The sequence below is a fragment of the Mycobacterium sp. SMC-2 genome (genome assembly GCF_025263485.1).
GTDB lineage: Bacteria > Actinomycetota > Actinomycetes > Mycobacteriales > Mycobacteriaceae > Mycobacterium.
The window spans coordinates 2,081,964-2,102,709 of record NZ_CP079863.1 but is presented as its reverse complement, the minus strand read 5'-3'; the positions used below and the strand labels follow the sequence as shown (position 1 = coordinate 2,102,709).

Here is a 20,746-nt window from a genome sequence, read left to right as displayed (position 1 = left end):
TCTATGCCGGCGCCTCATCCAATTTGGGCAGCTCGATCTCGAGGTGCCGAATCGACCCGTAATCGGTTGGCCGGCAAGGCCAGCCGAGATCGAAGAAGACCGTGAGCATCAGGTGATTCTCGCCGAGGACGTCGGCTACGAACCGCCCGATTCCGTGAGCCCGGGCGATGGGCGCCAGGTGCTTGAGCAGGGCCGTGCCCACGCCCATCGAATGATCCTGGTGGGCAACCACGACCGCGACCTCGGCCACCGTGGGGTCGTCGACGACGACGCAGTGCGCCACGCCGATCAGCCGGTCGGCGTCGAAGGCGCCGAGGGCGTACACACCGTCCGCGGGCTCGGTCAGCTTGGCGACGAGCTCGCGCAGCGGCGACAGCTGCAGGGTAAAGAACCGAAAGTATCGGTCATGGTCGGAGAGATGTTCATGAAGCGCCGAAACGGCCTCGGCGTCGGCGCCGGTCAGGGGACGCAACGACACCAGCCGTCCGTCGAGCAGCCGAGCCGTGGCGGCGACCTTCACCGATGGATCACTCACGATGCCTCACGTTATTGCAGGACGGCGCGATTGGGCAGGGCCGTTAGACCCGGGTCGGTCGGCGTTGGTCCCGTGCGGGCGATGGCTACCGGTCGATCAGCGGTGCGACCCAATGCACCCGGGTACCGCCCTCGGGCGGGCCGGTGATTTCGCACGTACCGCCCAGTTGTTCGGCGCGCCGCTTCATGTTCGCCAGCCCGCTGTGGCGCGTATTGCCCGCCGGTATGCCGGAGCCGTCGTCGATGATGTCGAGGACGAACATGTCGGCGACGGTGATTTCGACGGTGAGCCGTGACGCTCCCGAATGGCGCAGGGCGTTGCTGACGGCTTCGGCGACCACCGCTTCGGCGTGGTCGGCTAGCTCACCGCCGACGGCCGTCATCGGTCCGTGCATGCGCATGGTCGTGACGATGCCACGATCCTCGGTCAGGTCGGCCACCACCTGCTGGATGCGATGCCGGAAGTCGCCGTTCTTGCCCGGCGGCGATTTCAGCTGGAAGATCGTCGTGCGGATTTCCTCGATGATGGTTTGCAGGTCGTCGAGCGTGCGGTTGAGCCGCTCGATCACCTCCGGGGAGCGCGCCCGCGCCAGCGTGCCCTGCAAATCCATGCCCGCGGCGAAGAGCCGCTGGATGACGTGGTCGTGCAGGTCGTGCGCGATGCGTTCGCGCTCGGCCAGGATAGTCAGCTGACGCGAGTCGTCGCGCGCCGACGCGAGCACGAGCGCTATCGCGGCGTGCGTGGCGAAATCGCTGACCAGATCGAGGTAGCTGTCGTCGAAGGGCGGCGCGTGGGTGCCGCGGGCGATGGCGATCACGCCGACGACCTCGTCGTGTGCGCGCAGCGGCATGAGGATCGCCGGGCGCTGCCCGACATCGGTGAACGCCTGAATCGGGTACCGCAGCGCCTCGGTGATCAACGGCTCACCGGAGCGGAACACTTTGCCGGTGCTCGAACCGTCCACCGGGACCTGTTGGCCGACCACCTCGGCGGCGTGCACCCCCACCGCCGCCGAGACCACCAGCGTGTCGACCTCCGCATCGGGCAGGTCGGGGTCGGCGGGCACCAGGACGATCGCCTGCTCGGCCTCGGTCAGGGCGCGGGCGCGTTCGGCGATCAACTGCAGCGGGCGTCGGTGCGGCTCGGCGCTGGACAGCAGCGCGGTCGTGATCTCGCGGGTGGCCTCCATCCACTTCGCGGCCGTCCGCTCGCGTTCGAACACCTGCGCGTTGTCGATGGCGACCGCGGCGGCGAAAGCCAGGGCGCGCGCGGCCACCTCGTCGGATTCGGAGAACACCCGCTGCGGATCGACGTGGGTGAGGTAGATGTTGCCGTACACGGTGCCCCGGATGGTGATAGGCACCGCGAGAAAGGCGCGCATCGGTGGATGGTGTTCGGGGAAGCCGACCGCGGCCGGATGGGTGGTCAGGTCCTCCATCCGCACAGCCGGCGTGTCCAGCAGCGACAGGCTCAGCAGCCCCTTGCCGAACGGCAGGTGCCCGATGCGGGACACCGTCTCGGGGTCCATTCCCTGGTGGACGAAGGAGACCAGGTTGCCCTCGGAATCGCGGATGGCGAGCGCGCCGTAGGGGGCCGAGGTCAACTTCCTGGCCGCGTCGATGATCCGGTGCAGCGTCTCGTCGAGGTCGAGGCCCGCCCCGATCTCGACGATCACCCGGAGCAGTTGCTCCATCTGATCGCGTGCGGCCAGCAACTCGTCGAGTTGCTCGTGCATCCTGCTGACAAGCCCACGCTGACCTAGCCCGGCAAATGCCGAGCCGCTTTCGTCGCTGGCCACCCGAACCGATCCCTCCACGACACGACAGCCATACGGCAAGCTGCGCCACAGGTAGCGGCGCCCCGCACCAGTTGCCTACGGCCAGCGTAGTCGAATCGGGCGGGATGAGCGGGGGAAGTTCGGCGTTTCGGCGCCGCTACTCCGGCGGCGTTGCCGCCGGTGGCTGGGAATGGCCGGCGTGCTGATCCAGCTTCGACGCGAAAACCGCCGCCTGAGTGCGGCGCTCCATGCCGAGCTTGGCCAGCAACCGGGACACGTAGTTCTTCACCGTCTTCTCGGCGAGGAACATCCGGGCGGCGATTTGCCTGTTGGTCAGGCCCTCGCTGAGCAGCCCCAGGAGCGTTCGCTCCTGTTCGGTGAGCCCGGACAGTGGGTCTTCGCGCTCCGCCGCGCCGCGGAGCTTCGCCATCAGCGCGGCCGCCGCCCGATTGTCCAGCAGGGACTTGCCGGCGCCCACCTCCTTGATGGCGTGCGCCAGCTCCATGCCCTTGATGTCCTTGACCACGTAGCCGCTCGCGCCGGCCAGAATCGCCTCCAGCATCGCTTCGTCCGAGGTGAACGACGTCAGCATCAGGCAGCGCAAGTCGGGATGATCGGACACCAGGTCGCGGCACAGCTCGATCCCGTTGCCGTCCGGTAGCCGCACGTCGAGCACGGCGACGTCGGGCCGCAGCGCCGGGATCCGCGCTTTCGCTTCGGAGACCGAACCCGCCTCGCCGACGATTTCCAGCTCCGGATCCGACGCCAGGAGGTCGGCCAGTCCGCGCCGGACGACTTCATGGTCATCGACCAAAAAAACCTTGACCATTGAGAACCCTTTCGCTGGTCCTAGGACCTGCATATCACAGATTGGTCATCACCCAAGCTCACAAATGCCGCCGATTCACGATCAACAGCGAACAGTCGGCGTCCTGCATCACCGAACTGCCGACCGGTCCGACCAGTTCGGCCACGTGGGCACGATTGTGAGCGCCGACGATCACCAAGCTCACCCGCCCGCGCGGGCCGGCCAGGTATTCGAGCAGGCCGACGTGTATCGCCACCGATTCGACCCGCAGCTGCGGGTGGCGCCGCTTCCACTGGGTCAGCCGGCGATCGAGGTCGGCGAGCGCCCGGCGGTCGGCCTCGGCATCCCCGCGTTCGGCCGGCCCGGTTCGCCGCGAGACGACCGCCTGGAGGGCGGCGCCGCGCAACAGGGCCTCTTCGATGGCGGCGCCCAGCAGCGCCGGGTCCAGCGATCCGGCAATCTCGACGAGCGTCTTTCCCGCAGGTTGCCGCCGGGGGTCGTCGCGGCCGCGGATGATCGCCACCGGGCAGCGCGCCGAGATGGCCAGGGCCGCGGCGGTGGAGCCGACCCGGCCCGGTTGAAAGTGGCGCAGCCCGACGGCTCCGACGCAGACCATGGCCGCCGATGCCGACGAGCGGACCAGCGACGCGACCGCGGGCCCGTGGACAACCTCGGTCTCGACGGTCAGCGGACGGCCGGCGGCCCGGATCGCCGTCACCGCCTGGCGGACCGCCAGCTCCGCGGTTTCTCGACCGTCCGCGAGTTCGGTCGCGTAGAGCAGACGCAGCGGGACGTCACGACTCACCGCCTCGTCGACCGCCCACAGCGCCGCGCGTATCGCCGCTTTGGAACCATCGATACCGGCAACGATCGATTTGGTTCTGGCCGGCGCTGTCATCGTCGTCAGTGGCGCACCACGAGCACCGAGCAGTCGGGATAGCCGACGATCGGATGGCAATTCGGGGTGGCCAGCCCGGCCATCTCGACGGCGTCGGTACCGCCCACCACCGCCAGTTCGATTGCGCCACCGGGGTTTACGCTTGGCTTCGCGCCGGTCCCCGCCGCGACGGTCTGGACGTGGACATCCGGGTAGCGGCGAATCCAGCTGTTGAGCCGCCGATCGATCTGCCGCACGGTGGCGTGGCGGCGCCGCCCTTCCTCCATGGCCTGGTGCACCACCTCGTCGTTGTCGGGCTCATCGTTGAGCACGACGGCGATCACCCCGAGTTCCGTCGGCGATCCGTCGGTATTGGTGCGGATGACCGCGACCGGACAGTGCGACCCCGCCACCAGGCCGGCCGCGGTCGGGCCCAACAGTCCATCGGAGGCCCGCCCCCGCCTGGCGGTGCCGACGCAGACCAGGGCCGCGCCCTCCGATTGGTCGACCAACGCCTGCGCGGGATCCCCCGAGAGGATCGCCGTCTCGATCTCGACCGGCTTGCGCTCGTTCTGGACGGCGCACTTCGCTTCGGCCAGCGCGGTTTCGCCGCGCTCGACCTCCCATTCGGGGGTGGGCGCGAAGCCGCTGCGCCCCTCCCGGCGCGGGATGACATACACCAGGCGGAGCGGCAGCTGCCGGCCCAGCGCCTCATCGACCGCCCACTTCGCGGCGTTCACCGCGGCTCGAGAGCCGTTGACGCCCGCGACTACTGCCTTGGCGTCCAGCTGGTTCATCTCAGCTCCTGATAGTTCCGATCATTCTCAGGCTATTGCTCCGACGCCGGCGATGCACGGGCCGTTAGGCCTCAACCGCGAAGTCGGTCGTCCCCACCTCCACCGGTTCGGCGACCAGCTCGAACAGCCGCTCGACGTCGGCGCGCTCGCAGACCGCCGTACCGGGCGTCATCAACATCGCCGCACCCGCCGCGATTCCGAGACGAACGGATTTGGCGAGCGGCCAGCCGTGAGTGATGCCCACCGTGATCGCGGCAACCATCGCGTCGCCGGCCCCGACGCCGCTGCCGCCCGGCATCGGAACCGCCGAAAACCGCTGGCCCGCATGGCGCGTCGCGACCAGCGCGCCATAAGGACCCAGGGACACCACCACGACTTCAGCGCGGCCGCTGTCGATCAGCTGGTGGGCGGCCGCCAATTGCTCGGCCTGGGTGGCGAGTCGCCGACCGACGCATTCTCTCAGTTCTCGCACGCTTGCCTTGAGCAGGAACACCCCCGAGGAGACGTGCTGCAAGCCGCCGCCGGAGGTGTCCAGGATGAGCTTCACGCCCAGCTGCCGGCACATGTCGGCAACCCGCTGATAGAAGTCGGCCGGCACACCGGGTGGCAGACTGCCGCTGGCCACAACGATTTCGGCCGATTGGGCCGCCACCCGCAGTTGATCGAGGCATTGCTCCTGCTCTGGCACGGTCAGCTCCGGCCCGGGCAGGACGAACCGGTATTGCTGGCCGGTGCTGGTCTCGTTGACGGTGAAGCTCTCCCGCGTCTGGGCGGCGATCGGTATCTGCCGGAACGGCACTTCGGCCTCGCTGAGCAGACTCGTGACGAGCCCACCGTGCGACCCGCCGGCGGGAAACACCGCGAGCACCGAACTGCCGAGGACCTTCGCGATCCGGGCGACGTTGATGCCGCCGCCGCCCGGGTCGTAGCGCGTCGCCGAGCAGCGCAACTTATCGGTCGGCCGCACCACGCCGACGCTCGTGGTGATGTCGAGCGCGGGGTTCATGGTCAGCGTGACGATTCGCGTTCGGCTCAGGGCCCGATCGGGCGGCGTCTCCATCTTGGTTGGCTCCGCGCCCCTCAGAGGCCGCTCGGGTAGGTTTCCGGCGTCTCGCCGGCGATCCACAAGCTGGTGACCTCGAGCGGTTCCAGCGCCCGGGTCCTGTCGATGTGGATCATCGCGTCGAACTGATCGGCCGGCCGGACATGGAAGTAGTGGCTCTGCCGTTCGGTCTCGGGCCGGTAGATCACGCCGATGGCGCGGCCCAGCCGAACCGCGCTCAGCGGCCCCGCCGCGGCCGGGCTGAGGTGCGCCGACACCATGAACGCCGCCCTGCCGGTCTCGTGCAGCAGTTCTTCGATGCTCCCGTTGAGCGCCGGGCGGACGACCTTTCGTTCGGCGATGCCACCCCAGTCGCTGGCGGCGGTGACGGTGCCCGCGTAGGTGCTGAAGCCGAGCAGACACGCTTGGTCGCCGTGCCGCTGGCGGACCAGTTGACCGAGCGTGAGTTGCCCGTCGGCCCACACTTCGGTGGCGCGCGCGTCGCCGACGTGGGAGTTGTGCGCCCACACCACAATTCGCGCCGACGGCACGTCCTGGTGGCGGTCCAGATGCTTCAGCAGCGCCTCGAGCGTTTGTGCCATGTGCTTGTCCCGCAGGTTCCACGAGGTGACCCGCCCGCTGAACATCGCCCGGTAGTACACCTCGGCGTTGTGCACCGTCTGGGCGTTCTGGTGAGCGTAGAACAGCTCGTCCTCGGCGAGCAGGCCGTCCCTGCGCGCGTAGGCGAGTGCATTGCGCTGCATGTCGACCAGTTGATCGATCGCTTCCTTCTCGCACGATGGGCCGGCGCCGAAGGCCGCCGAGAAGCCGTACGCCTGACCGTCGTCCGCCGAGGTGTGGTCGAAGCAGGAATAGCGCTCCCGCGCCCGCGCCGCCGCCTTGGGGTCGATCTTGTCGAGGTAGGCGATCACTTCCTGCATCGACCGGTGCAGGCTGTAGAGATCCAGGCCGTAGAAGCCGGCTTGGCGCTGGCCGTTGGTCTCGTGCAGCCGGTTTCGGGCGCGCAGCCACTCGACGAAGTCACGGACGACGGTGTTGCGCCACATCCAGGCGGGAAAGCGCTCGAATCCGCTCAACGCCTCGTCGGCGCTCGTGTCGCTCCCGATGCCGCGAACGTAGCGATTCACCCGGTAGGCGTCGGGCCAGTCCGCCTCCGCCGCCACGGCACAGAAACCCTTCTCCTCGATCAGCCACTTCGTGATCTCGGCCCGGGCCTCGTAGAACTCGTGTGTGCCATGCGAGCTTTCGCCGATCAGCACGATGCGCGCATCACCGATCAACCGCTCCAGCGTCTCACGAGGCGGAACACCCGCCGGCGCGTCGATGGCCACCCGGCCGATCACCTCGGCGGGCGTGGGGGCCGCGGCCCTCGTCGGGACGCCGGTCGTCGGCCTCGCGAGCAGCCGGCGAACCTCTTCGTCGGTGACCTGGCGGAAGTCCCAGAACGACTCGCCGACCGCGAGGAACGGGGTGGGCATGCTCGCGCAGACGACATCGTCGACAAGCCCGGCGAATTCCCGGCAGGTGGACTCGGGGGCCGCCGGCACGGCGATGACGATGTGGGCGGGCTCCGCTTCGCGCAGTGCCTGCACCGCCGCGAACATGCTTGCGCCGGTTGCCAGTCCGTCGTCGACCAGGATGACCGTCTTGCCGGCCACGTCCACGGGTGGACGTCCGTCGCGATAGGCCGCCTCGCGCCGAATCAGTTCCCGGCCTTCCCGCTCCGCGACCGCGCGCAGTTCCTGCGGGGTGATGCGCAGACCGCGCACGACGTCGTCGTTGACCACGACGCGTCCCCCGCTCGCCAGAGCCCCCACGGCGAACTCCTCATGGCCGGGGGCGCCGAGCTTGCGCACGACGAAGGCATCCAACGGCGCGTGCAGCGCCGCCGCCACCTCCCACGCGACGGGGATGCCGCCCCGCGCCAGGCCCAGCACGATCACGTCGTGCCGGTCGCGGTAGGCGCCGAGGAGGTTCGCCAGCACCCGGCCGGCTTCGCCGCGGTCGCGGAACACACGCCGCGGCGAGCGCCGGGTAGCGTCAGCTGCTCTGGTCATCACGCGCCGCGGTCACTTCCCGTTGGACTGGACCTGGACGCGCCGCCCGGCCGGCTTCGCCTCCGAAACCGCCACCGACACAGTGAGGATGCCTTTGTCGTAGTTGGCTTCGACGTTGTCCTCGTCGGCCCCCGCCGGCAACGACACGGTCCGAACGAACGAGCCGTAGGAGAATTCCGAGCGTCCGTCGAAGTCTTTCTTCTCGCTACGCTCGGCCTTGATGGTGAGCTGTCCGTCGCGCACGGTGACGTCGAGGTCCTTCTCGGGGTCGACGCCGGGGATCTCCGCGCGCACCACGTAACGGCCGTCCTTCATCTCGTCCTCGAGCCGCATCACGCGGGTGTCGAAAACGGGACGAAGTCCGGACAGGGTGGGGAAGCCGGCGAACAGGTCTGCGAACTCGGGGAAGAGCGACCTGGGCCGCCGGGCGGGAAGGGTAGTCATGGAATCTCCTCAGATCTGGTGATTGACCGTGACTCCATCCGACCAGTCAGCCGTGATCGGCGGTAGGGACCGAAGTCCCAGGCTTGCGGGCCGTTCGTCGAGTCACCTTGCGCAGCTCGCCGATATAGGCCATGACGCGGTTCAGGATGAGGCCGTAGGCGTCGCCGTCCTCGGTGAGGCGGACCAGGCCGCGGTGGCGGAGAAAGCCGTCGAGGCGCTGGTCCAGCCGCCAGTCGAGATAGGTGTCGCCGGCATACGGCGAGTGCAGGAACGCGAACGCGAGCTCGTCGACGTCGGAGTCGGTCAACGACGGGCATCCGTCTGTGGTAGGGGGCATTTGGCTGCTTACTCGCCTCGGGCGTGGCCCCGTATGGCGGCTTGCACCGCGGAGACCCGCGACCGTGCCCGCTCATCGGCGGCCTTCTGCTCCGCGGCCGTGACGACTATCGCGTCGGGACCCGGGTACACGGTCGCCTCCTCCCCGGTGTCCAGCCACCGGACCCGGTAGGGCGGTTGACCATCGGGCGAACGCACTTCGGTGACCAAACCGCGCAGGCCCGGGCGCCCGACCGTGCCGCTCTTGATGACGAGCCAGTCCCCGACTTTGGCGATCATTGCCATCTCCCTTCGAAGTTGTTGAGGCGCAACCGAACCGCCCTAGCGGCGCATCTCCAAGACGTCGCGTACGGGCCGGCGCGGCGTGGGCTCGAAAGCGCCCTTGCCCGCGGATGTGGTGCCGACCCGGATCAGAACCTGGGGCACCGCTTCGGCATCGGGTATGAGCTCGCGGACCATGTCGCGACTGGCCTGCAACTCGGTCACGTGTGTCACGGGGCAGGTCGCCAGGCCGGCCATGGTGCACTCCAGCAGGATCGCGGAAAGCGCCTGGCCGCACCGGAACGCGTCGGCGCGGGTGTCGGCCGGTGTGGACAGGACAAGGATCTCCGCTTGATCCTTCAGGCCCGGGGCGCCCGTCTTGGCTTGACCGTCGGGGAAGCGCCGGTTCACGTCGACGGTGCCGGCCTGTGCCCCCCTGGCCAGCGCGGCTTCGGGTATGCCGTCGTCGTGCCTGCCCGGCGCCGTCCACCAACGCAATTCGTGGTGGTAGACGTCGTCGTAGCGGCGCAATGCCTCGTTGAGGCGGGCGGCCTGAACCAGCCGCGGCCGCGCGTCGTCGGCCAGTACGTCGAGGGTGACCAGGTCGGGGTCGAACGCGCTGCGCAGCACCGGCTCGAACGCCGCCCAGTCCCTCGGTGCGCCGAACGGTCGCCGGTCGGTCCTGCGACGCAGGATCGCCGCCGCGCGATCGCGCCGGGCCGTGGCGACGTAGTCGGCGGGGACGAAGTCGATCGAGGCCAGGTGGTCGAGGTTGTTGGGGTTGGGGAACTCGTCCACGCCGATGCCCCACCCCTCGGCCGCCATCGCGACCCGGAAGTGGTCGAGCACCGCGCCGCAGCTGATGATCGACTCGCGGCCCGAGCCATCGGCCGAGGGCACCGTCCGCTGTGGGTCGGCAAACAGATCGACGGTCGGGCCGCCGGCCACCCATCGCCACGGCTGGGTGTTGTGCAGCGAGGGGGCGCGGCAGGCGAGTTCGACCGCCCTGGTGAGCACTTTGGAGTCGACCATGGTTGGGGTCATTGCTCGTCGGTCTCCTTTCCTACCTGGACCCTCGGGCATGCGGGCAGCGCGCGCCAGGGTCCTTGGTCCCCAGCGTCGGGTCATTGGACCCGCGGCGCCACCGGCCGGACTGATGACCTTTTTCTCTTTTGCCGCGATGCCGCGCGGCAAACGATGGAGGCGACCCCGCAAACCGAGGACCCCCCTATGGATGTCATCCGCAAAACGGCCGCCGACCTTTCCGTTCGGCCCAACCTGACGGACTACGAGCACGAACGCGCCCAGTTCCACTGGTCCGATGTACCCGATCTGTGCGAAGGCATGGGCCCCGGCAGGTGCAACATCGCCTACGCCGCCGTGGACCGGCACGCGGTGGGCCCGGCCGCGATGCGCACGGCCCTGCGCTTCGTCACCGATACCCCCCCGGATGGCGCGGGCATCACCCACGACCTCAGCTACGCCGAGCTCGGCCGGCTCTCCAGGCGGTTCTCCAGCGCGCTGCGCTCCCTGGGGATCAACAAGGGCCATCGCGTGTTCACCCTCATGGGCCGCACCCCCGAGCTCTACATCGCGATGCTTGGCGCGCTGCGCAACGGCAGCGTCGTCTCCCCCCTGTTCTCGGCCTTCGGGCCCGAGCCGATCGCCACCAGGGTCAACATCGGACAAGCCGACGTCCTGGTCACCACGAGGGCGATCTATCAGCGCAAGGTCGCCAAGATCCGGGACCGGCTGCCGTCGGTGCGGCATGTGTTCATCGTCGACGGCGACCAAGCCGCCGACCCGCCGCCGGACACCCTCAGTTTCTGGCAATGGGTGAACGCGGCCGACGAGAACTCGCCGATCGAGCCCACCACCGCCGACGACCCGGCTCTGCTGCACTTCACCAGCGGGACAACGGGTACGCCCAAAGGCGCCATGCACGTGCACGGCGCCGTCGCGATGCACTACGTCACCGGCTTGTACGCGCTTGACCTCCATCCCGACGACACCTATTGGTGCACAGCCGATCCCGGCTGGGTGACGGGCACGTCCTACGGCATCATCGGCCCGCTGCTGCACGGGGTCACCTCCATCGTCGACGAAGCGGAATTCGACGCCGAACGGTGGTACCGCATCCTGCAGGACCAGGGCGTCTCGGTGTGGTACACCGCGCCGACCGCCATCCGGATGCTCATCAAGGCGGGACCGGAACTGCCCGCGCAATACCACTTTCCGCGGCTGCGTTTCATCGCCAGCGTGGGCGAACCGCTCAACCCGGAAGCGGTCTGGTGGGGGAAACGCGTCCTGGGCTTGCCGATCCACGACAACTGGTGGCAGACCGAGACGGGCGGCATCATGATCGCCAACACGCCCGCGTTCGACATCAAGCCGGGCTCGATGGGCCGCCCGCTGCCCGGGGTGGAGGCGTTCATCGTGCGCCGCGACGACGACGGGCCGGTCGAGGTCATCGACGAACCCGGCGTCGAGGGCGAGCTCGCGCTGCGGCCCGGCTGGCCGTCGATGTTCCGTGGCTACCTGAATGCCGAAGAGCGATACCGGAATTCGTTCGCGGGCGGCCTCTACCTGTCCGGAGATCTGGCGAAGAAAGACGCCGACGGTTACTTCTGGTTCGTCGGCCGCAAGGACGACGTGATCAAGTCCGCGGGGCATCTGATCGGCCCATTCGAGGTGGAAAGCGCGCTGACCGATCACCCGGCGGTCGCAGAGGCGGCCGTCATCGGCATACCCGATCCGACGGTCGGCGAAATGGTCAAAGCGTTCGTCACGCTGAAGAATGGCGTGGTGGGCGACGAAGACCTGCGGCTGGAACTGCTGGGCCACGCGCGCAAGCGGCTCGGGGCCACGGTGGCGCCCAAGGAGATCGTGTTCGTCGATTCGTTGCCGCACACGAGCAGCGGCAAAATAATGCGGCGCCTGCTGAAGGCCCGCGAACTAGGCTTGCCCGAAGGTGACACCTCCACCATCGAGCAACACCCGGTCCACGCCGAGGGAGTGCCGTCATGACCCGCGCCGGCGACAATGCAGCGCGAAGCGGTGAAAGGAGCGGCGCCCGATGACCGCCGTCAAGCTGGCCCATGAGCTGTTGTCGGACATGATCCGGGTGCGGCGCATGGAGGAGAAATGCGCGGAACTGTACAGCGCGGCCAAGATTCGCGGGTTCCTGCACCTCTACGTCGGTGAGGAAGCGGTGGCCGCCGGGTCGCTGCGCGCGCTGGCCGACGACGACGCCGTGGTCGCCACCTATCGCGAGCACGCGCACGCGTTGCTGCGCGGGATCCCGATGACGTCGATCATGGCCGAGATGTTCGGCAAGCAGGAGGGCTGCTCGCGCGGCCGGGGCGGGTCGATGCACCTGTTCGATGCGGCCAAGCGGTTCTACGGGGGCAACGCGATCGTCGCCGGCGGCCTGCCGCTCGCGGTGGGCATCGCGCTGGCCGACGCCCAGCTGCGCCAGAAGCGGGTGACCGCCTGCTACTTCGGCGACGGCGCGGTGGCCGAGGGCGCGTTCCACGAGTCGCTGAACATGGCGGCGCTGTGGAACCTGCCGGTCCTGTTCTGTTGCGAGAACAACCTTTACGCGATGGGAACCGCGCTGGATCGCGCCCAGTCGCAGACCGATCTGACCGTCAAGGCGGCCGCGTACCGGGTTCCGACGCTGGCCGCCGACGGGATGGACGTCGAGGCGTGCCATGCCGCCGCGCAGCAGGGTGTCGATCACGTCCGCGACACCGGGGGCCCGTTCTTCATCGAATTCCGCACCTACCGGTTCCGCGCGCACTCGATGTTCGATCCCGAGCTGTATCGGGACAGGGCCGAGGTCGAACGGTGGCGTGAACGCGACCCGATCCAGGCGTTCACCGCGAAGTGCGTGGGCGACGGCACGCTGTCGGACGCCGACGTGCGGGAGATCGAGGATGCGGCCGCCGCCGAGATCGAGGCCGCGGTGGCGTTCGCCGAGGCCGGAACGTGGGAGGACGTGGCGGATCTCGAGCGTGACGTGCTGACCCCGGAGTCGGCGCGATGAAGACCAGCTACCGCACCGCCGTGCACGACGCCCTGCGCGACGCCCTGCGCGACGACCCCCGTGTCGTGCTGATGGGCGAGGACGTCGGGCGTTACGGGGGAACGTACGCGGCGTCCAAGGGCCTGCTGGAGGAGTTCGGGCCCGACCGCGTGCGGGACACGCCGCTGTCGGAATTGGGCTTCGTCGGAATCGGGATCGGGGCGGCGCTGGGTGGGTTACGCCCGATCGTGGAAGTCATGACGGTGAACTTCAGCCTGCTGGCGCTCGACCAGATCGTCAATACCGCTGCGGCCCTGCGCCATATGTCCGGCGGGCAATTCTCCGTGCCGATCGTGGTCCGCATGGCCACGGGTGCCGGCCGCCAGCTCGCCGCCCAGCACTCGCACAGCCTCGAGCCCTGGTACGCCCACATCCCGGGCATCAAGGTGGTGGCCCCGGCTACCGTCGAGGACGCCTACGGCATGCTGGCGCCCGCCCTGGCCGACCCCGACCCGGTGGTGATCTTCGAGCACGTGCAGCTCTACAACACCTCGACCGACGTCGACGTCCTCGTCCCGACCGACATCGCGCGGGCGGCGGTCCGCCGCGGCGGCGCCGACGTCACGGTGATCACCTACGGCGGCTCCCTGCCGAAGGCGCTGGACGCCGCCAACGAGCTGTCCCTGGCCGGAATCGACTGCGAGGTAATCGATCTGCGCGTCCTGCGCCCGCTCGACGAGACCACCATCCTGGAGTCCGTCCGCAAGACGCATCGCGCGGTGGTGGTCGACGAGGCGTGGCGCACTGGCAGCCTGGCCGCGGAAGTCACCGCGCGGGTGATGGAGGGCGCCTTCTACGACCTGGATGCACCGGTGGCGCGGGTGTGCAGCACGGAAGTGCCCATGCCCTACGCCAAGCACCTGGAAGAGGCCGCCCTACCCCAACCCGCCAAGATCGTCGCCGCGGTGCAGGGCCTGTTCGGGGAACGGCCGTGATCGAATTCAAGATGCCCTCGCTCGGGTCCGACATGGATGAAGGCACCCTGAACGAGTGGCTGGTCAAGCCCGGGGACAAGGTGACTCGCGGGCAGATCGTGGCGATCGTCGAGACCACCAAGGCCGCGGTCGAAGTCGAATGCTGGCAGGAGGGCATCGTCGACGAGCTCGTCGTGCCCGTCGGTGAAACCGTCCAGGTGGGAACGACATTGGCCACCCTGGTGGGCCCCGGCGAGCAGGCGGAGAAGCGACCGCGGCCCCGGCCGTCGGCTAAGGAGGCCGCCAAGCCGGCGACCGCGCCGCCGACGGTGCCGCCCGCACCCAGCGCCCCCCCGACCGTCCCCGGACGCCGCCGCTGGGTGTCGCCGGCCGCGCGGCGATTGGCTCAGTCGCTGCACGTCGATATCGACGCGGTGACCGGCACCGGACCGCAGGGCGCGGTCACCATCAACGACGTCGAGCACGCCGCCGCGGCCAAGCCGGTCGCGGCCAAGCCGGCCGGCAAGCCGGCGGCGGCCGACCGCGCGGCACAGATGCGCAAGTCGATCGCCGCGGCGATGAGCCGATCGAAGCGGGAGATCCCGCATTACTACCTCGCCGAAGAAATCATGCTGGAAAAGTCGCTGTCCTGGTTGACCGCGAGAAACGCGCAACGCTCCATCGACGAGCGGGTGCTGCCGGCCGTCTTGCTGCTGAAGGCCGTCGGCGTCGCCGCGCAGCGGTTCGGCGAGTTGAACGGATTCTGGCGGGAAGACGGGTTCGAGCCCGCGTCCGGAGTTCACGTCGGCGTCGGGATATCGCTGCGCGGCGGCGGGCTTGTCGCGCCGGCCATCCACGACGTCCCAGAGAAGAAGCTGGACGAACTGATGAGCGACCTCACCGATCTGGTGGCGCGGGCGCGGTCCTTCTCGCTGCGCAGTTCGGAGATGTCGGACCCGACCATCACGGTCACCAACCTCGGCGACCAGGGCGTCGACGCGGTCTTCGGCGTCATCTACCCGCCGCAGGTCGCGATCGTGGGTTTCGGCCAGCCGGCCGAGCGGGTCTGCGTCATCGACGGCGGGATCCGGGTCGTCACCACCGTGCAGGCCACGCTCGCCGCCGACCACCGCGCCAGCGACGGGCACCGGGGCGCGCTGTTCCTCGCCGCGATCAACGAGCTGCTCCAGCAGCCCGACCTCCTAGAAAAGTGATGCGCAATGACCAATGAAGACACTCGTGCCGTGGTGCTGTCGGTGCTGACCACCATCGCCCCCGAAGTGGACCCCGATGACATTTGCGACGACGTCCTGCTGCGCGACCAGGTCGACCTGGATTCCATGGACTGGCTGAGCTTTCTGCGTGGTATCCACAAGCGATTCGGTGTCGACATCCCGGAATCGGACTATGGGTCGCTGCGGACGCTGGCCGACGTGGTCGGCTACGTGGAAGCGAAAGCGTCTGCAGTCTGAGCATGATGGGCAAGGCGCCGGACGTCAACGTGCTCCAGCGGGCAGTCCTGCTCGCCTGCCGCGCCCCCTCGGTGCACAACAGCCAGCCCTGGCGCTGGGTGGCCGAGGACGGCGCCCTGCGCCTGTTCGTGGACCGTCACCGGGCGATACCCGCCACCGACGTTTCCGGCCGAGAAGTGATCCTGAGTTGCGGCGCCGTCCTGAACCACCTCTGCGTCGCCATGACCGCGGCGGGCTGGGAACCGAAGGTCGAGCGGCTTCCCGACCCGGATGACCCCGACCAGCTGGCCTCGGTCACCTTCAGCCCGCTGGAGTACGTCAGCGAGGAACAGCGCCGCCGCGCCGAGGCGATCCTGCAGCGCCGCACCGACCGGCTTCCGTTGGGGCGCCCCACGTATTGGGACGCGTTCGAACCCACATTGCGCGGCACCTTCGACGACAACCTGGTCAGCCTGGACGTGCTCCCCGACAACGCGCGGCCGCTGCTGGTGGAGGCGTCGCAAATCACCGAGGAGATTCGTCGCGACGACTCGTACTATCACGCCGAACTCGACTGGTGGACTTCGTCATTCGTGTTGGCCGAGGGGATGCCGCCGACCGCGCTGGCCTCCGACAAGGAGAGCTGGCGGGTCGACGTGGCCCGCAGCTTCCCGGTCCGCAGCCACGCGAACCGGCGCGGCGAGGTCAAGGTCGACTGGGCGAAAATCCTTGTGCTGTCGACGCCCGAGGACACCAGGTCGGACGTGCTGCGGTGCGGCGAGGTGTTGTCGACGGTGTTGCTCGAATGCACGGTGGCCGGGATGGCGACCTGTCCGCTCACCCATCTGATCGAGCTGGACGAGAGCCGTGACATCGTGCGTGAGCTCGTCGGCCGGCACGGCGAGCCGCAGGTGTTGATCCGCGTGGGGATCGCGCCACCGATGGAACAACTTCCGCCGGCCACTCCGCGGCGCCGGTTGGACGACGTGCTACGGATCCGCTAGGCAATCCGGCCGCGGGCTACGCCCGAGCGGGTCAACGACCTTTGGTCCCCGGCCTGCGGGACTTTCGGCCGCCGCCGCGGGGCGGCCCGCCCAATACCATCGAGTGTGTAGTCCTGTCGATGAAGGGATGACTGATGTCACTGACCGATGATGGGGTGTTTATCCTGCCGGTGAACGAGTGCTGGGATCTGCTGCGCGGCGCGACGCTGGGGCGCCTGGTCACCAGCGTCGGTGGTCAGCCCGAGATCTTCCCGGTCAATTACGTTGTGCAGCAACGCACCGTGCTGTTTCGAACCGCGGAGGGCACCAAGTTGGTCAGCACCGCGATCAACAACAAGGTGCTGTTCGAGGTCGACGACCACAACGTCGCCGAGGGGTGGAGCGTGATCATCAAGGGCACCGCGCGCTCTCTTCGCAGCAACGAGGAAATCGAGGAGGCCGAGCGCGCCCAGGTGCTGCCCTGGGTCCCGTCGGAGAAGTCGCATTTCGTGCGGATCGTTCCCGAGGTCGTCACGGGCCGCCGGTTCCGTTTCGGTGCGCCGGTCTAGTGACCCGCGGCTAACCCGGCCTCATCCTGCGCGGGCGCGGGACGAATTCCAGCGACAGCAACACCATCAGCGCCGCCGGGATGTGGTGCGCGCACAACACCACGTAGCGCCGTTGCGACAGCGCGTGGAACTTGCGGAGGTAGCGGTACAGGGATTCCAGCCGGATCAGCGGATCGAGCAGGTGGATCAGCGACAGCGCGACCCGCTGCAGCGGGCCCGGTTGCGCGGCCTCGAAGATTTCCGGGAACGCCGCGAAGGCGAGCGAAAGGCGCCGTCCGCCAGCGTTTTCCGCATGAGCTATCATGTCGACGCTGAGCCGCTCGTCGACGCCGTTGGGCGCGTCCCGACGGCGGAACGGCACGTCGAGGCTGACTTCGGATCCCCCGCCGGCGGTTAGGTAACGGTGAAACGCGACCGCCCGCCCGCGCCGGTCCCGCGCGATGGCCAGGGTGACACCGGGGAAGCGGCCCTGCAGCGCGCCGTCGAGGTTCATGCAGAATCCGCGGTCGGTGCGCGCCGCACGGTGAGCGGCGTACAACACCTCGGTCAACTCGGCCCGCATCGCGCCGCTGAGCCTTTGTTCGTCGACGATCTCGGTCGTGACGCCGCAGTTGTGCGTGCGCTGCACCGCTTGGCGCAGGTTGCGGAAGCGCCGGCCCCTCAGGGTGAAGTGGCGGATGTCGACGACGACATCGCGGCCGATCGGCACCGACAGCATCGGCTGCCCCACGGTGTCCCTGCTCCACAACCCGAGGTGGCGTTCGCCGGCGGCCAACACGATGATCTGCCACCCCCGGCTGCGGCACATGCGGACGAAATCGGCTACCAGATCGTCGAATTGGGTCACATCGCCAATCGGATCGCCGCTGACCACGGCGAACCCGAGCCGCGTGCGGTAAGCGATCGCCGCCGTGCCGCCGGTGTTGAAGTGATAGCTCTTGCTCGAGTGCATGGCGAACGGCGCCAGCGGATCCCCCCGCGTGGCGTTGACCAGATCCCACACCCGGCCCAGCCGCCCGGGCTGCGGTGCGGCCGTGGTGGGCAGCATCAGCGCGAGCCCGCTGCCCGCAATCAGGACGTTGCCCAGCGCTGCCCAGGACACGAAATGCGCACCCAGCCCGGCAGCCACCGCGCCGGCCGCGTACATCGCATGCGCGGCGGTCACTGGACGGCCGAGAAAGATGCCGCGCGCGATCAGGGCGGTGGCGCCCAGCAGCGCCACCGACCACCCGAACCGGCCCGGGGCAACGCGTTCGTAGCCGAGATACTGGCGCGCGAACAGCGCCACCGACCAAACCAGGACGCACAGCAGCATCAGCACGCTGACGACGCGCGCCGCCGGGACGTCGGCGCCGACCAAGACCCGCTCCCCGCCGCGGGCCGCGTTGGGCCCGCGGCTTTTGGGCCTGATCTTCACGCTGCCCTCTAGCGCACGACGAGCACGGAGCATTCAGGGTGGCGGAAGAGCGGATGCCCATGGGGGCCGACCAACTGCGCCAGCTGACGGGCTTCCTCCGCGCCGATCACGGCCAGCAGAACTCTCTCGTCGTTGGCGCTCAAATAGCCGGCGATGGCTTGCTTCGTGGTGATCGGGTAGACGCGCACCTCGGGATAGCGCTGTCGCCATTGGGCTACCCGGCGTTCGAATTCACCGTCGGCGTGCTCGGTGAGTTCCTCGGGCCGGCCACCGAGGACAAGCATGGGCGCCCCGCGCAACTTCGCCTCCGCCGCAGCACAATTGACGACGGCGTCGTTGCCGGGTGTGTCCGTCAACCGGACGACGATCCAATTGATGTCCGGTGGCGGCCGGTCGGAGCCGGTCCGCACGACCGCGACCGGGCAACGCGCCTTCTCGGCGAGCTCGCTCGCCGTCGAACCGACGATAGCGCGCGCGTAGCGTCCGATGCCGACGCAGCCGACGCAGAGCATCTCCGCATCCGAGGAAGCCTCCAATAGCACCGAACCGGCGGGACCGCGCGGCATGTCCGTTTCGATGGTGACGGCCTTACCGGTGCCCTCCACCGCCAGCCTTGCTTCCAGCAGCGACTTCCGGGCGTGCTCGACGTCGCGCTCGTAGTCTTCCGGCGACTCGTGCGTCGGCTTGACAACGGAGACGAGACGCAGTGGCGCGCCGCGGCTGATCGCCTCGTCGACGCCCCACAGCGCGGCCGCGATCGCCGCCGACGAACCGTCGATTCCCACCAGGATTGGTTTCATCGTCCGACCTTTCCTTCCGCCGTCGCAAGTGGGCAGGGGGTGTCAACTCGTTTCGACAGACGAGCGGACCGGCTCGGACCGCTCCGCCCGACGCTTGATCGCTAGCAACAGCGCACGCGTCCCGAGCGCTATCGCCGGCCTGGCCAGTTCCAGGACGAACACCTCGCCCGGGTAGCGCAAGCCGATTCGCGCGCGCGCGAGGAGCCGGACACGGTCCTCCCAGTGTGGCTGTAGGTGAAACGACAAAACGGCGTTCCAGCGCGGCTCGGATCGCAGGGCGTTGAGCACGAGGTACTTTTCGGGCGCGATCTCCGCGACGTCCAGCGTCACCCCGTCGGGCAACCCCATCCAGCCTTCGGGGGCCAGCCGGATCCTATCCCCGACCTGAAGTTGCGCGTTATCACCCTGTGCCGCAGGGGTTGTCGGCGCCGCTGCGCCCCTATCCCGGGCCATCTGCACCAGCCATGACCAGACCGCGGGCGCGGTCGCGTCGACATCGACCGCCTCGGTCGTCTGGACCGCCGGGTCGCTCACCAGGGCATCGCCCGGGACTCGCATCTGCGACTCCGCCTTGGTGGAGCCCCAGTTGCGGTAGTACCTGCGGGCGCAGTACAGAACGGTGAGCAGCGCGGTGGCCCGCGCGATCCGCCTCGTCGTGTTGGCCATGGCGCCAGTCTGCGCGGAGCGCCCCGGTGCCTGCGAGGGTCCTAGGTCCTCGGTGCGCCCGCCGATGTGCCCTGCGCCCCGGCGACGGTGCCCTAACCGGCCGGGGTGATCAGGCCGTAATGCCCGTCGTAGCGGTGGTACAACACGCTGGCGCAGCCGTAGTCGGCGTGGATGAAGAACAGGAACGGCAGGCCGAGGATGCCCAGCCGGCTAGCGGCCCCCGCTTCGGTGAGACACGGCAGCGGTTGTTGGCTGACGGTCACGGGCAGCGCGTGCCGGCTGACCCGGTCGGCCAGCGCCGGCGCCGCCAGCGCAAGGCGGTACCCCGTCGGCCCCCCGCGATAGAGCACACCGGCAGTGCCGGTGCCCTTCTCGGTGAACAGGTGAAAGTCGTAGTCGAGCAGCTCCATCTCGCGGGCGGCATCGTCGAGGGTGCAGGGCGCCATGCTGAACGACTTGCGGCGGGTGATACGGCGCTGGTCCGCCGGACGGGGGAAGTAGTTCGGCCGGCGCGCCGGCTGGGACTCGTGCCGCCATTCGTCGCCCGCCGGCACTTCGCCGCGCCGCGCCTCCCAGTGTTCGGCGGCGCGGTCCAGGCGGCGACGCAACCGAGCCGCGAGCAGATCGACAGCTTCCCGCACCGTGTCGGCCTGGACCTGGGCGCGGACCGGCCGGCCGTCGACATCGAGGTTGGCCTGCGCGACGACGGGCCGCTGCACCGCCGGATCGCGATGACGGGTCAGCCTCACGCGGGCGTGCAGCACCGGGCGGCTCGCGTACCGCGTGACCTCACCGATCTTGCTGCGCGCGTACTCGGCCGCCGAGGGAAGCTCCTCACGCGGGGTGACCTGGACGTCGATATCCTGTGGCGATGTTGTTCTGTGGCGCATAGCTACAGTGCTAC

General features: G+C 69.0%; 22 protein-coding genes. 7 read left to right on the top strand and 15 right to left on the bottom strand.

Translation table 11 applies throughout. The features are described 5' to 3' along the window. Nucleotide 1: 1 nt before the first annotated feature. The 11 genes from KXD96_RS09990 to KXD96_RS09940 all read right to left on the bottom strand — a co-directional run bounded on the left by KXD96_RS09990 (nucleotide 2) and on the right by KXD96_RS09940 (nucleotide 9,999). Nucleotides 2–535, bottom strand: coding sequence for a GNAT family N-acetyltransferase (locus KXD96_RS09990; RefSeq protein WP_260744417.1), 534 nt, complete (start codon nucleotides 533–535; stop codon nucleotides 2–4). Between the two features lie 85 nt (nucleotides 536–620). Further along, entirely contained in the window at nucleotides 621–2,270 is a 1,650-nt protein-coding gene (locus KXD96_RS09985) for a GAF domain-containing protein (RefSeq protein ID WP_260745301.1), read from the bottom strand. Between the two features lie 199 nt (nucleotides 2,271–2,469). Continuing rightward, nucleotides 2,470–3,141, bottom strand: coding sequence for a hypoxia response regulator transcription factor DosR/DevR (gene dosR / locus KXD96_RS09980; protein ID WP_260744416.1), 672 nt, complete (start codon nucleotides 3,139–3,141; stop codon nucleotides 2,470–2,472). Between the two features lie 58 nt (nucleotides 3,142–3,199). Continuing rightward, nucleotides 3,200–4,018 (bottom strand): universal stress protein, encoded by an 819-nt coding sequence (locus KXD96_RS09975; RefSeq protein ID WP_260744415.1) that lies wholly within the window; start codon nucleotides 4,016–4,018, stop codon nucleotides 3,200–3,202. Nucleotides 4,019–4,023: 5 nt separating this feature from the next. Next, complete coding sequence (locus KXD96_RS09970; protein ID WP_260744414.1) at nucleotides 4,024–4,794, bottom strand: universal stress protein; 771 nt, start codon at nucleotides 4,792–4,794, stop codon at nucleotides 4,024–4,026. Between the two features lie 64 nt (nucleotides 4,795–4,858). Continuing rightward, entirely contained in the window at nucleotides 4,859–5,854 is a 996-nt protein-coding gene (locus KXD96_RS09965) for a 1-phosphofructokinase family hexose kinase (RefSeq protein ID WP_260744413.1), read from the bottom strand. Nucleotides 5,855–5,874: 20 nt separating this feature from the next. Beyond that, on the bottom strand, nucleotides 5,875–7,914 hold the full coding sequence (locus KXD96_RS09960) for an erythromycin esterase family protein (RefSeq protein ID WP_260744412.1): 2,040 nt from the start codon (nucleotides 7,912–7,914) through the stop codon (nucleotides 5,875–5,877). Nucleotides 7,915–7,926: 12 nt separating this feature from the next. After that, nucleotides 7,927–8,358: an Hsp20/alpha crystallin family protein gene (locus tag KXD96_RS09955; protein ID WP_260744411.1), complete on the bottom strand. Its 432-nt coding sequence runs from the start codon at nucleotides 8,356–8,358 to the stop codon at nucleotides 7,927–7,929. 46 nt (nucleotides 8,359–8,404) lie between these two features. Further along, nucleotides 8,405–8,665 (bottom strand): hypothetical protein, encoded by a 261-nt coding sequence (locus tag KXD96_RS09950; RefSeq protein ID WP_396878362.1) that lies wholly within the window; start codon nucleotides 8,663–8,665, stop codon nucleotides 8,405–8,407. Between the two features lie 38 nt (nucleotides 8,666–8,703). Continuing rightward, complete coding sequence (locus KXD96_RS09945; protein WP_260744409.1) at nucleotides 8,704–8,973, bottom strand: DUF1918 domain-containing protein; 270 nt, start codon at nucleotides 8,971–8,973, stop codon at nucleotides 8,704–8,706. Nucleotides 8,974–9,015: 42 nt separating this feature from the next. Then, complete coding sequence (locus KXD96_RS09940; protein WP_260744408.1) at nucleotides 9,016–9,999, bottom strand: Acg family FMN-binding oxidoreductase; 984 nt, start codon at nucleotides 9,997–9,999, stop codon at nucleotides 9,016–9,018. Nucleotides 10,000–10,185: 186 nt separating this feature from the next. On the opposite strand from KXD96_RS09940, the gene acsA reads away from it, so the two are divergent. The 7 genes from acsA (at nucleotide 10,186) to KXD96_RS09905 (ending at nucleotide 16,959) form a co-directional block, all read left to right on the top strand. After that, nucleotides 10,186–11,982, top strand: coding sequence for an acetate--CoA ligase (gene acsA / locus KXD96_RS09935; protein WP_260744407.1), 1,797 nt, complete (start codon nucleotides 10,186–10,188; stop codon nucleotides 11,980–11,982). Nucleotides 11,983–12,031: 49 nt separating this feature from the next. Beyond that, the gene (gene pdhA / locus KXD96_RS09930) at nucleotides 12,032–13,003 is read left to right on the top strand and encodes a pyruvate dehydrogenase (acetyl-transferring) E1 component subunit alpha (RefSeq protein ID WP_260744406.1); all 972 of its coding nucleotides are present in this window, start codon (nucleotides 12,032–12,034) and stop codon (nucleotides 13,001–13,003) included. After that, a complete protein-coding gene (locus KXD96_RS09925) occupies nucleotides 13,000–13,977 on the top strand; it encodes an alpha-ketoacid dehydrogenase subunit beta (RefSeq protein WP_260744405.1) in 978 nt (325 codons plus the stop codon). Before pdhA ends, KXD96_RS09925 begins: the two co-directional genes overlap by 4 nt. Then, nucleotides 13,974–15,170 carry a dihydrolipoamide acetyltransferase family protein gene (locus KXD96_RS09920; protein WP_260744404.1) on the top strand — a complete coding sequence of 399 codons (1,197 nt, stop codon included), beginning with the start codon at nucleotides 13,974–13,976 and terminating at the stop codon, nucleotides 15,168–15,170. The genes KXD96_RS09925 and KXD96_RS09920 overlap by 4 nt, the downstream gene beginning before the upstream one ends. 6 nt (nucleotides 15,171–15,176) lie before the next feature. Then, nucleotides 15,177–15,428, top strand: a complete 252-nt coding sequence (locus KXD96_RS09915) for an acyl carrier protein (RefSeq protein ID WP_260744403.1) — start codon at nucleotides 15,177–15,179, stop codon at nucleotides 15,426–15,428. 2 nt (nucleotides 15,429–15,430) lie between these two features. Then, a complete protein-coding gene (locus KXD96_RS09910) occupies nucleotides 15,431–16,411 on the top strand; it encodes an Acg family FMN-binding oxidoreductase (protein ID WP_260744402.1) in 981 nt (326 codons plus the stop codon). Between the two features lie 134 nt (nucleotides 16,412–16,545). Continuing rightward, the gene (locus KXD96_RS09905) at nucleotides 16,546–16,959 is read left to right on the top strand and encodes a pyridoxamine 5'-phosphate oxidase family protein (protein WP_260744401.1); all 414 of its coding nucleotides are present in this window, start codon (nucleotides 16,546–16,548) and stop codon (nucleotides 16,957–16,959) included. Nucleotides 16,960–16,969: 10 nt separating this feature from the next. On the opposite strand, the gene KXD96_RS09900 is transcribed toward KXD96_RS09905, so the two are convergent. The 4 genes from KXD96_RS09900 to KXD96_RS09885 form a co-directional block, all read right to left on the bottom strand. Beyond that, nucleotides 16,970–18,376, bottom strand: a complete 1,407-nt coding sequence (locus KXD96_RS09900; RefSeq protein WP_396878356.1) for a bifunctional lysylphosphatidylglycerol flippase/synthetase MprF — start codon at nucleotides 18,374–18,376, stop codon at nucleotides 16,970–16,972. Between the two features lie 8 nt (nucleotides 18,377–18,384). After that, a complete protein-coding gene (locus KXD96_RS09895; protein WP_260744399.1) occupies nucleotides 18,385–19,176 on the bottom strand; it encodes a universal stress protein in 792 nt (263 codons plus the stop codon). 42 nt (nucleotides 19,177–19,218) lie between these two features. Continuing rightward, a complete protein-coding gene (locus KXD96_RS09890; RefSeq protein ID WP_260744398.1) occupies nucleotides 19,219–19,842 on the bottom strand; it encodes an SRPBCC family protein in 624 nt (207 codons plus the stop codon). Nucleotides 19,843–19,934: 92 nt separating this feature from the next. Then, nucleotides 19,935–20,732, bottom strand: coding sequence for a sigma 54 modulation/S30EA ribosomal C-terminal domain-containing protein (locus KXD96_RS09885; RefSeq protein ID WP_260744397.1), 798 nt, complete (start codon nucleotides 20,730–20,732; stop codon nucleotides 19,935–19,937). Nucleotides 20,733–20,746: the final 14 nt, after the last annotated feature.

Excerpts from the sequence above, each read along its gene's own strand:
- KXD96_RS09945 (WP_260744409.1), bottom strand. The coding sequence starts at position 8,973 with ATGATCGCCAAAGTCGGGGACTGGCTCGTCATCAAGAGCGGCACGGTC.
- KXD96_RS09925 (WP_260744405.1), top strand. The coding sequence starts at position 13,000 with ATGAAGACCAGCTACCGCACCGCCGTGCACGACGCCCTGCGCGACGCC.
- KXD96_RS09940 (WP_260744408.1), bottom strand. The coding sequence starts at position 9,999 with ATGACCCCAACCATGGTCGACTCCAAAGTGCTCACCAGGGCGGTCGAA.
- acsA (WP_260744407.1), top strand. The coding sequence starts at position 10,186 with ATGGATGTCATCCGCAAAACGGCCGCCGACCTTTCCGTTCGGCCCAAC.
- KXD96_RS09910 (WP_260744402.1), top strand. The coding sequence starts at position 15,431 with ATGATGGGCAAGGCGCCGGACGTCAACGTGCTCCAGCGGGCAGTCCTG.
- KXD96_RS09955 (WP_260744411.1), bottom strand. The coding sequence starts at position 8,358 with ATGACTACCCTTCCCGCCCGGCGGCCCAGGTCGCTCTTCCCCGAGTTC.
- KXD96_RS09960 (WP_260744412.1), bottom strand. The coding sequence starts at position 7,914 with ATGACCAGAGCAGCTGACGCTACCCGGCGCTCGCCGCGGCGTGTGTTC.
- KXD96_RS09885 (WP_260744397.1), bottom strand. The coding sequence starts at position 20,732 with ATGCGCCACAGAACAACATCGCCACAGGATATCGACGTCCAGGTCACC.
- KXD96_RS09985 (WP_260745301.1), bottom strand. The coding sequence starts at position 2,270 with ATGCACGAGCAACTCGACGAGTTGCTGGCCGCACGCGATCAGATGGAG.
- KXD96_RS09965 (WP_260744413.1), bottom strand. The coding sequence starts at position 5,854 with ATGGAGACGCCGCCCGATCGGGCCCTGAGCCGAACGCGAATCGTCACG.
- KXD96_RS09970 (WP_260744414.1), bottom strand. The coding sequence starts at position 4,794 with ATGAACCAGCTGGACGCCAAGGCAGTAGTCGCGGGCGTCAACGGCTCT.
- dosR (WP_260744416.1), bottom strand. The coding sequence starts at position 3,141 with ATGGTCAAGGTTTTTTTGGTCGATGACCATGAAGTCGTCCGGCGCGGA.
- KXD96_RS09975 (WP_260744415.1), bottom strand. The coding sequence starts at position 4,018 with ATGACAGCGCCGGCCAGAACCAAATCGATCGTTGCCGGTATCGATGGT.
- KXD96_RS09905 (WP_260744401.1), top strand. The coding sequence starts at position 16,546 with ATGTCACTGACCGATGATGGGGTGTTTATCCTGCCGGTGAACGAGTGC.
- KXD96_RS09890 (WP_260744398.1), bottom strand. The coding sequence starts at position 19,842 with ATGGCCAACACGACGAGGCGGATCGCGCGGGCCACCGCGCTGCTCACC.
- KXD96_RS09895 (WP_260744399.1), bottom strand. The coding sequence starts at position 19,176 with ATGAAACCAATCCTGGTGGGAATCGACGGTTCGTCGGCGGCGATCGCG.
- KXD96_RS09915 (WP_260744403.1), top strand. The coding sequence starts at position 15,177 with ATGACCAATGAAGACACTCGTGCCGTGGTGCTGTCGGTGCTGACCACC.
- pdhA (WP_260744406.1), top strand. The coding sequence starts at position 12,032 with ATGACCGCCGTCAAGCTGGCCCATGAGCTGTTGTCGGACATGATCCGG.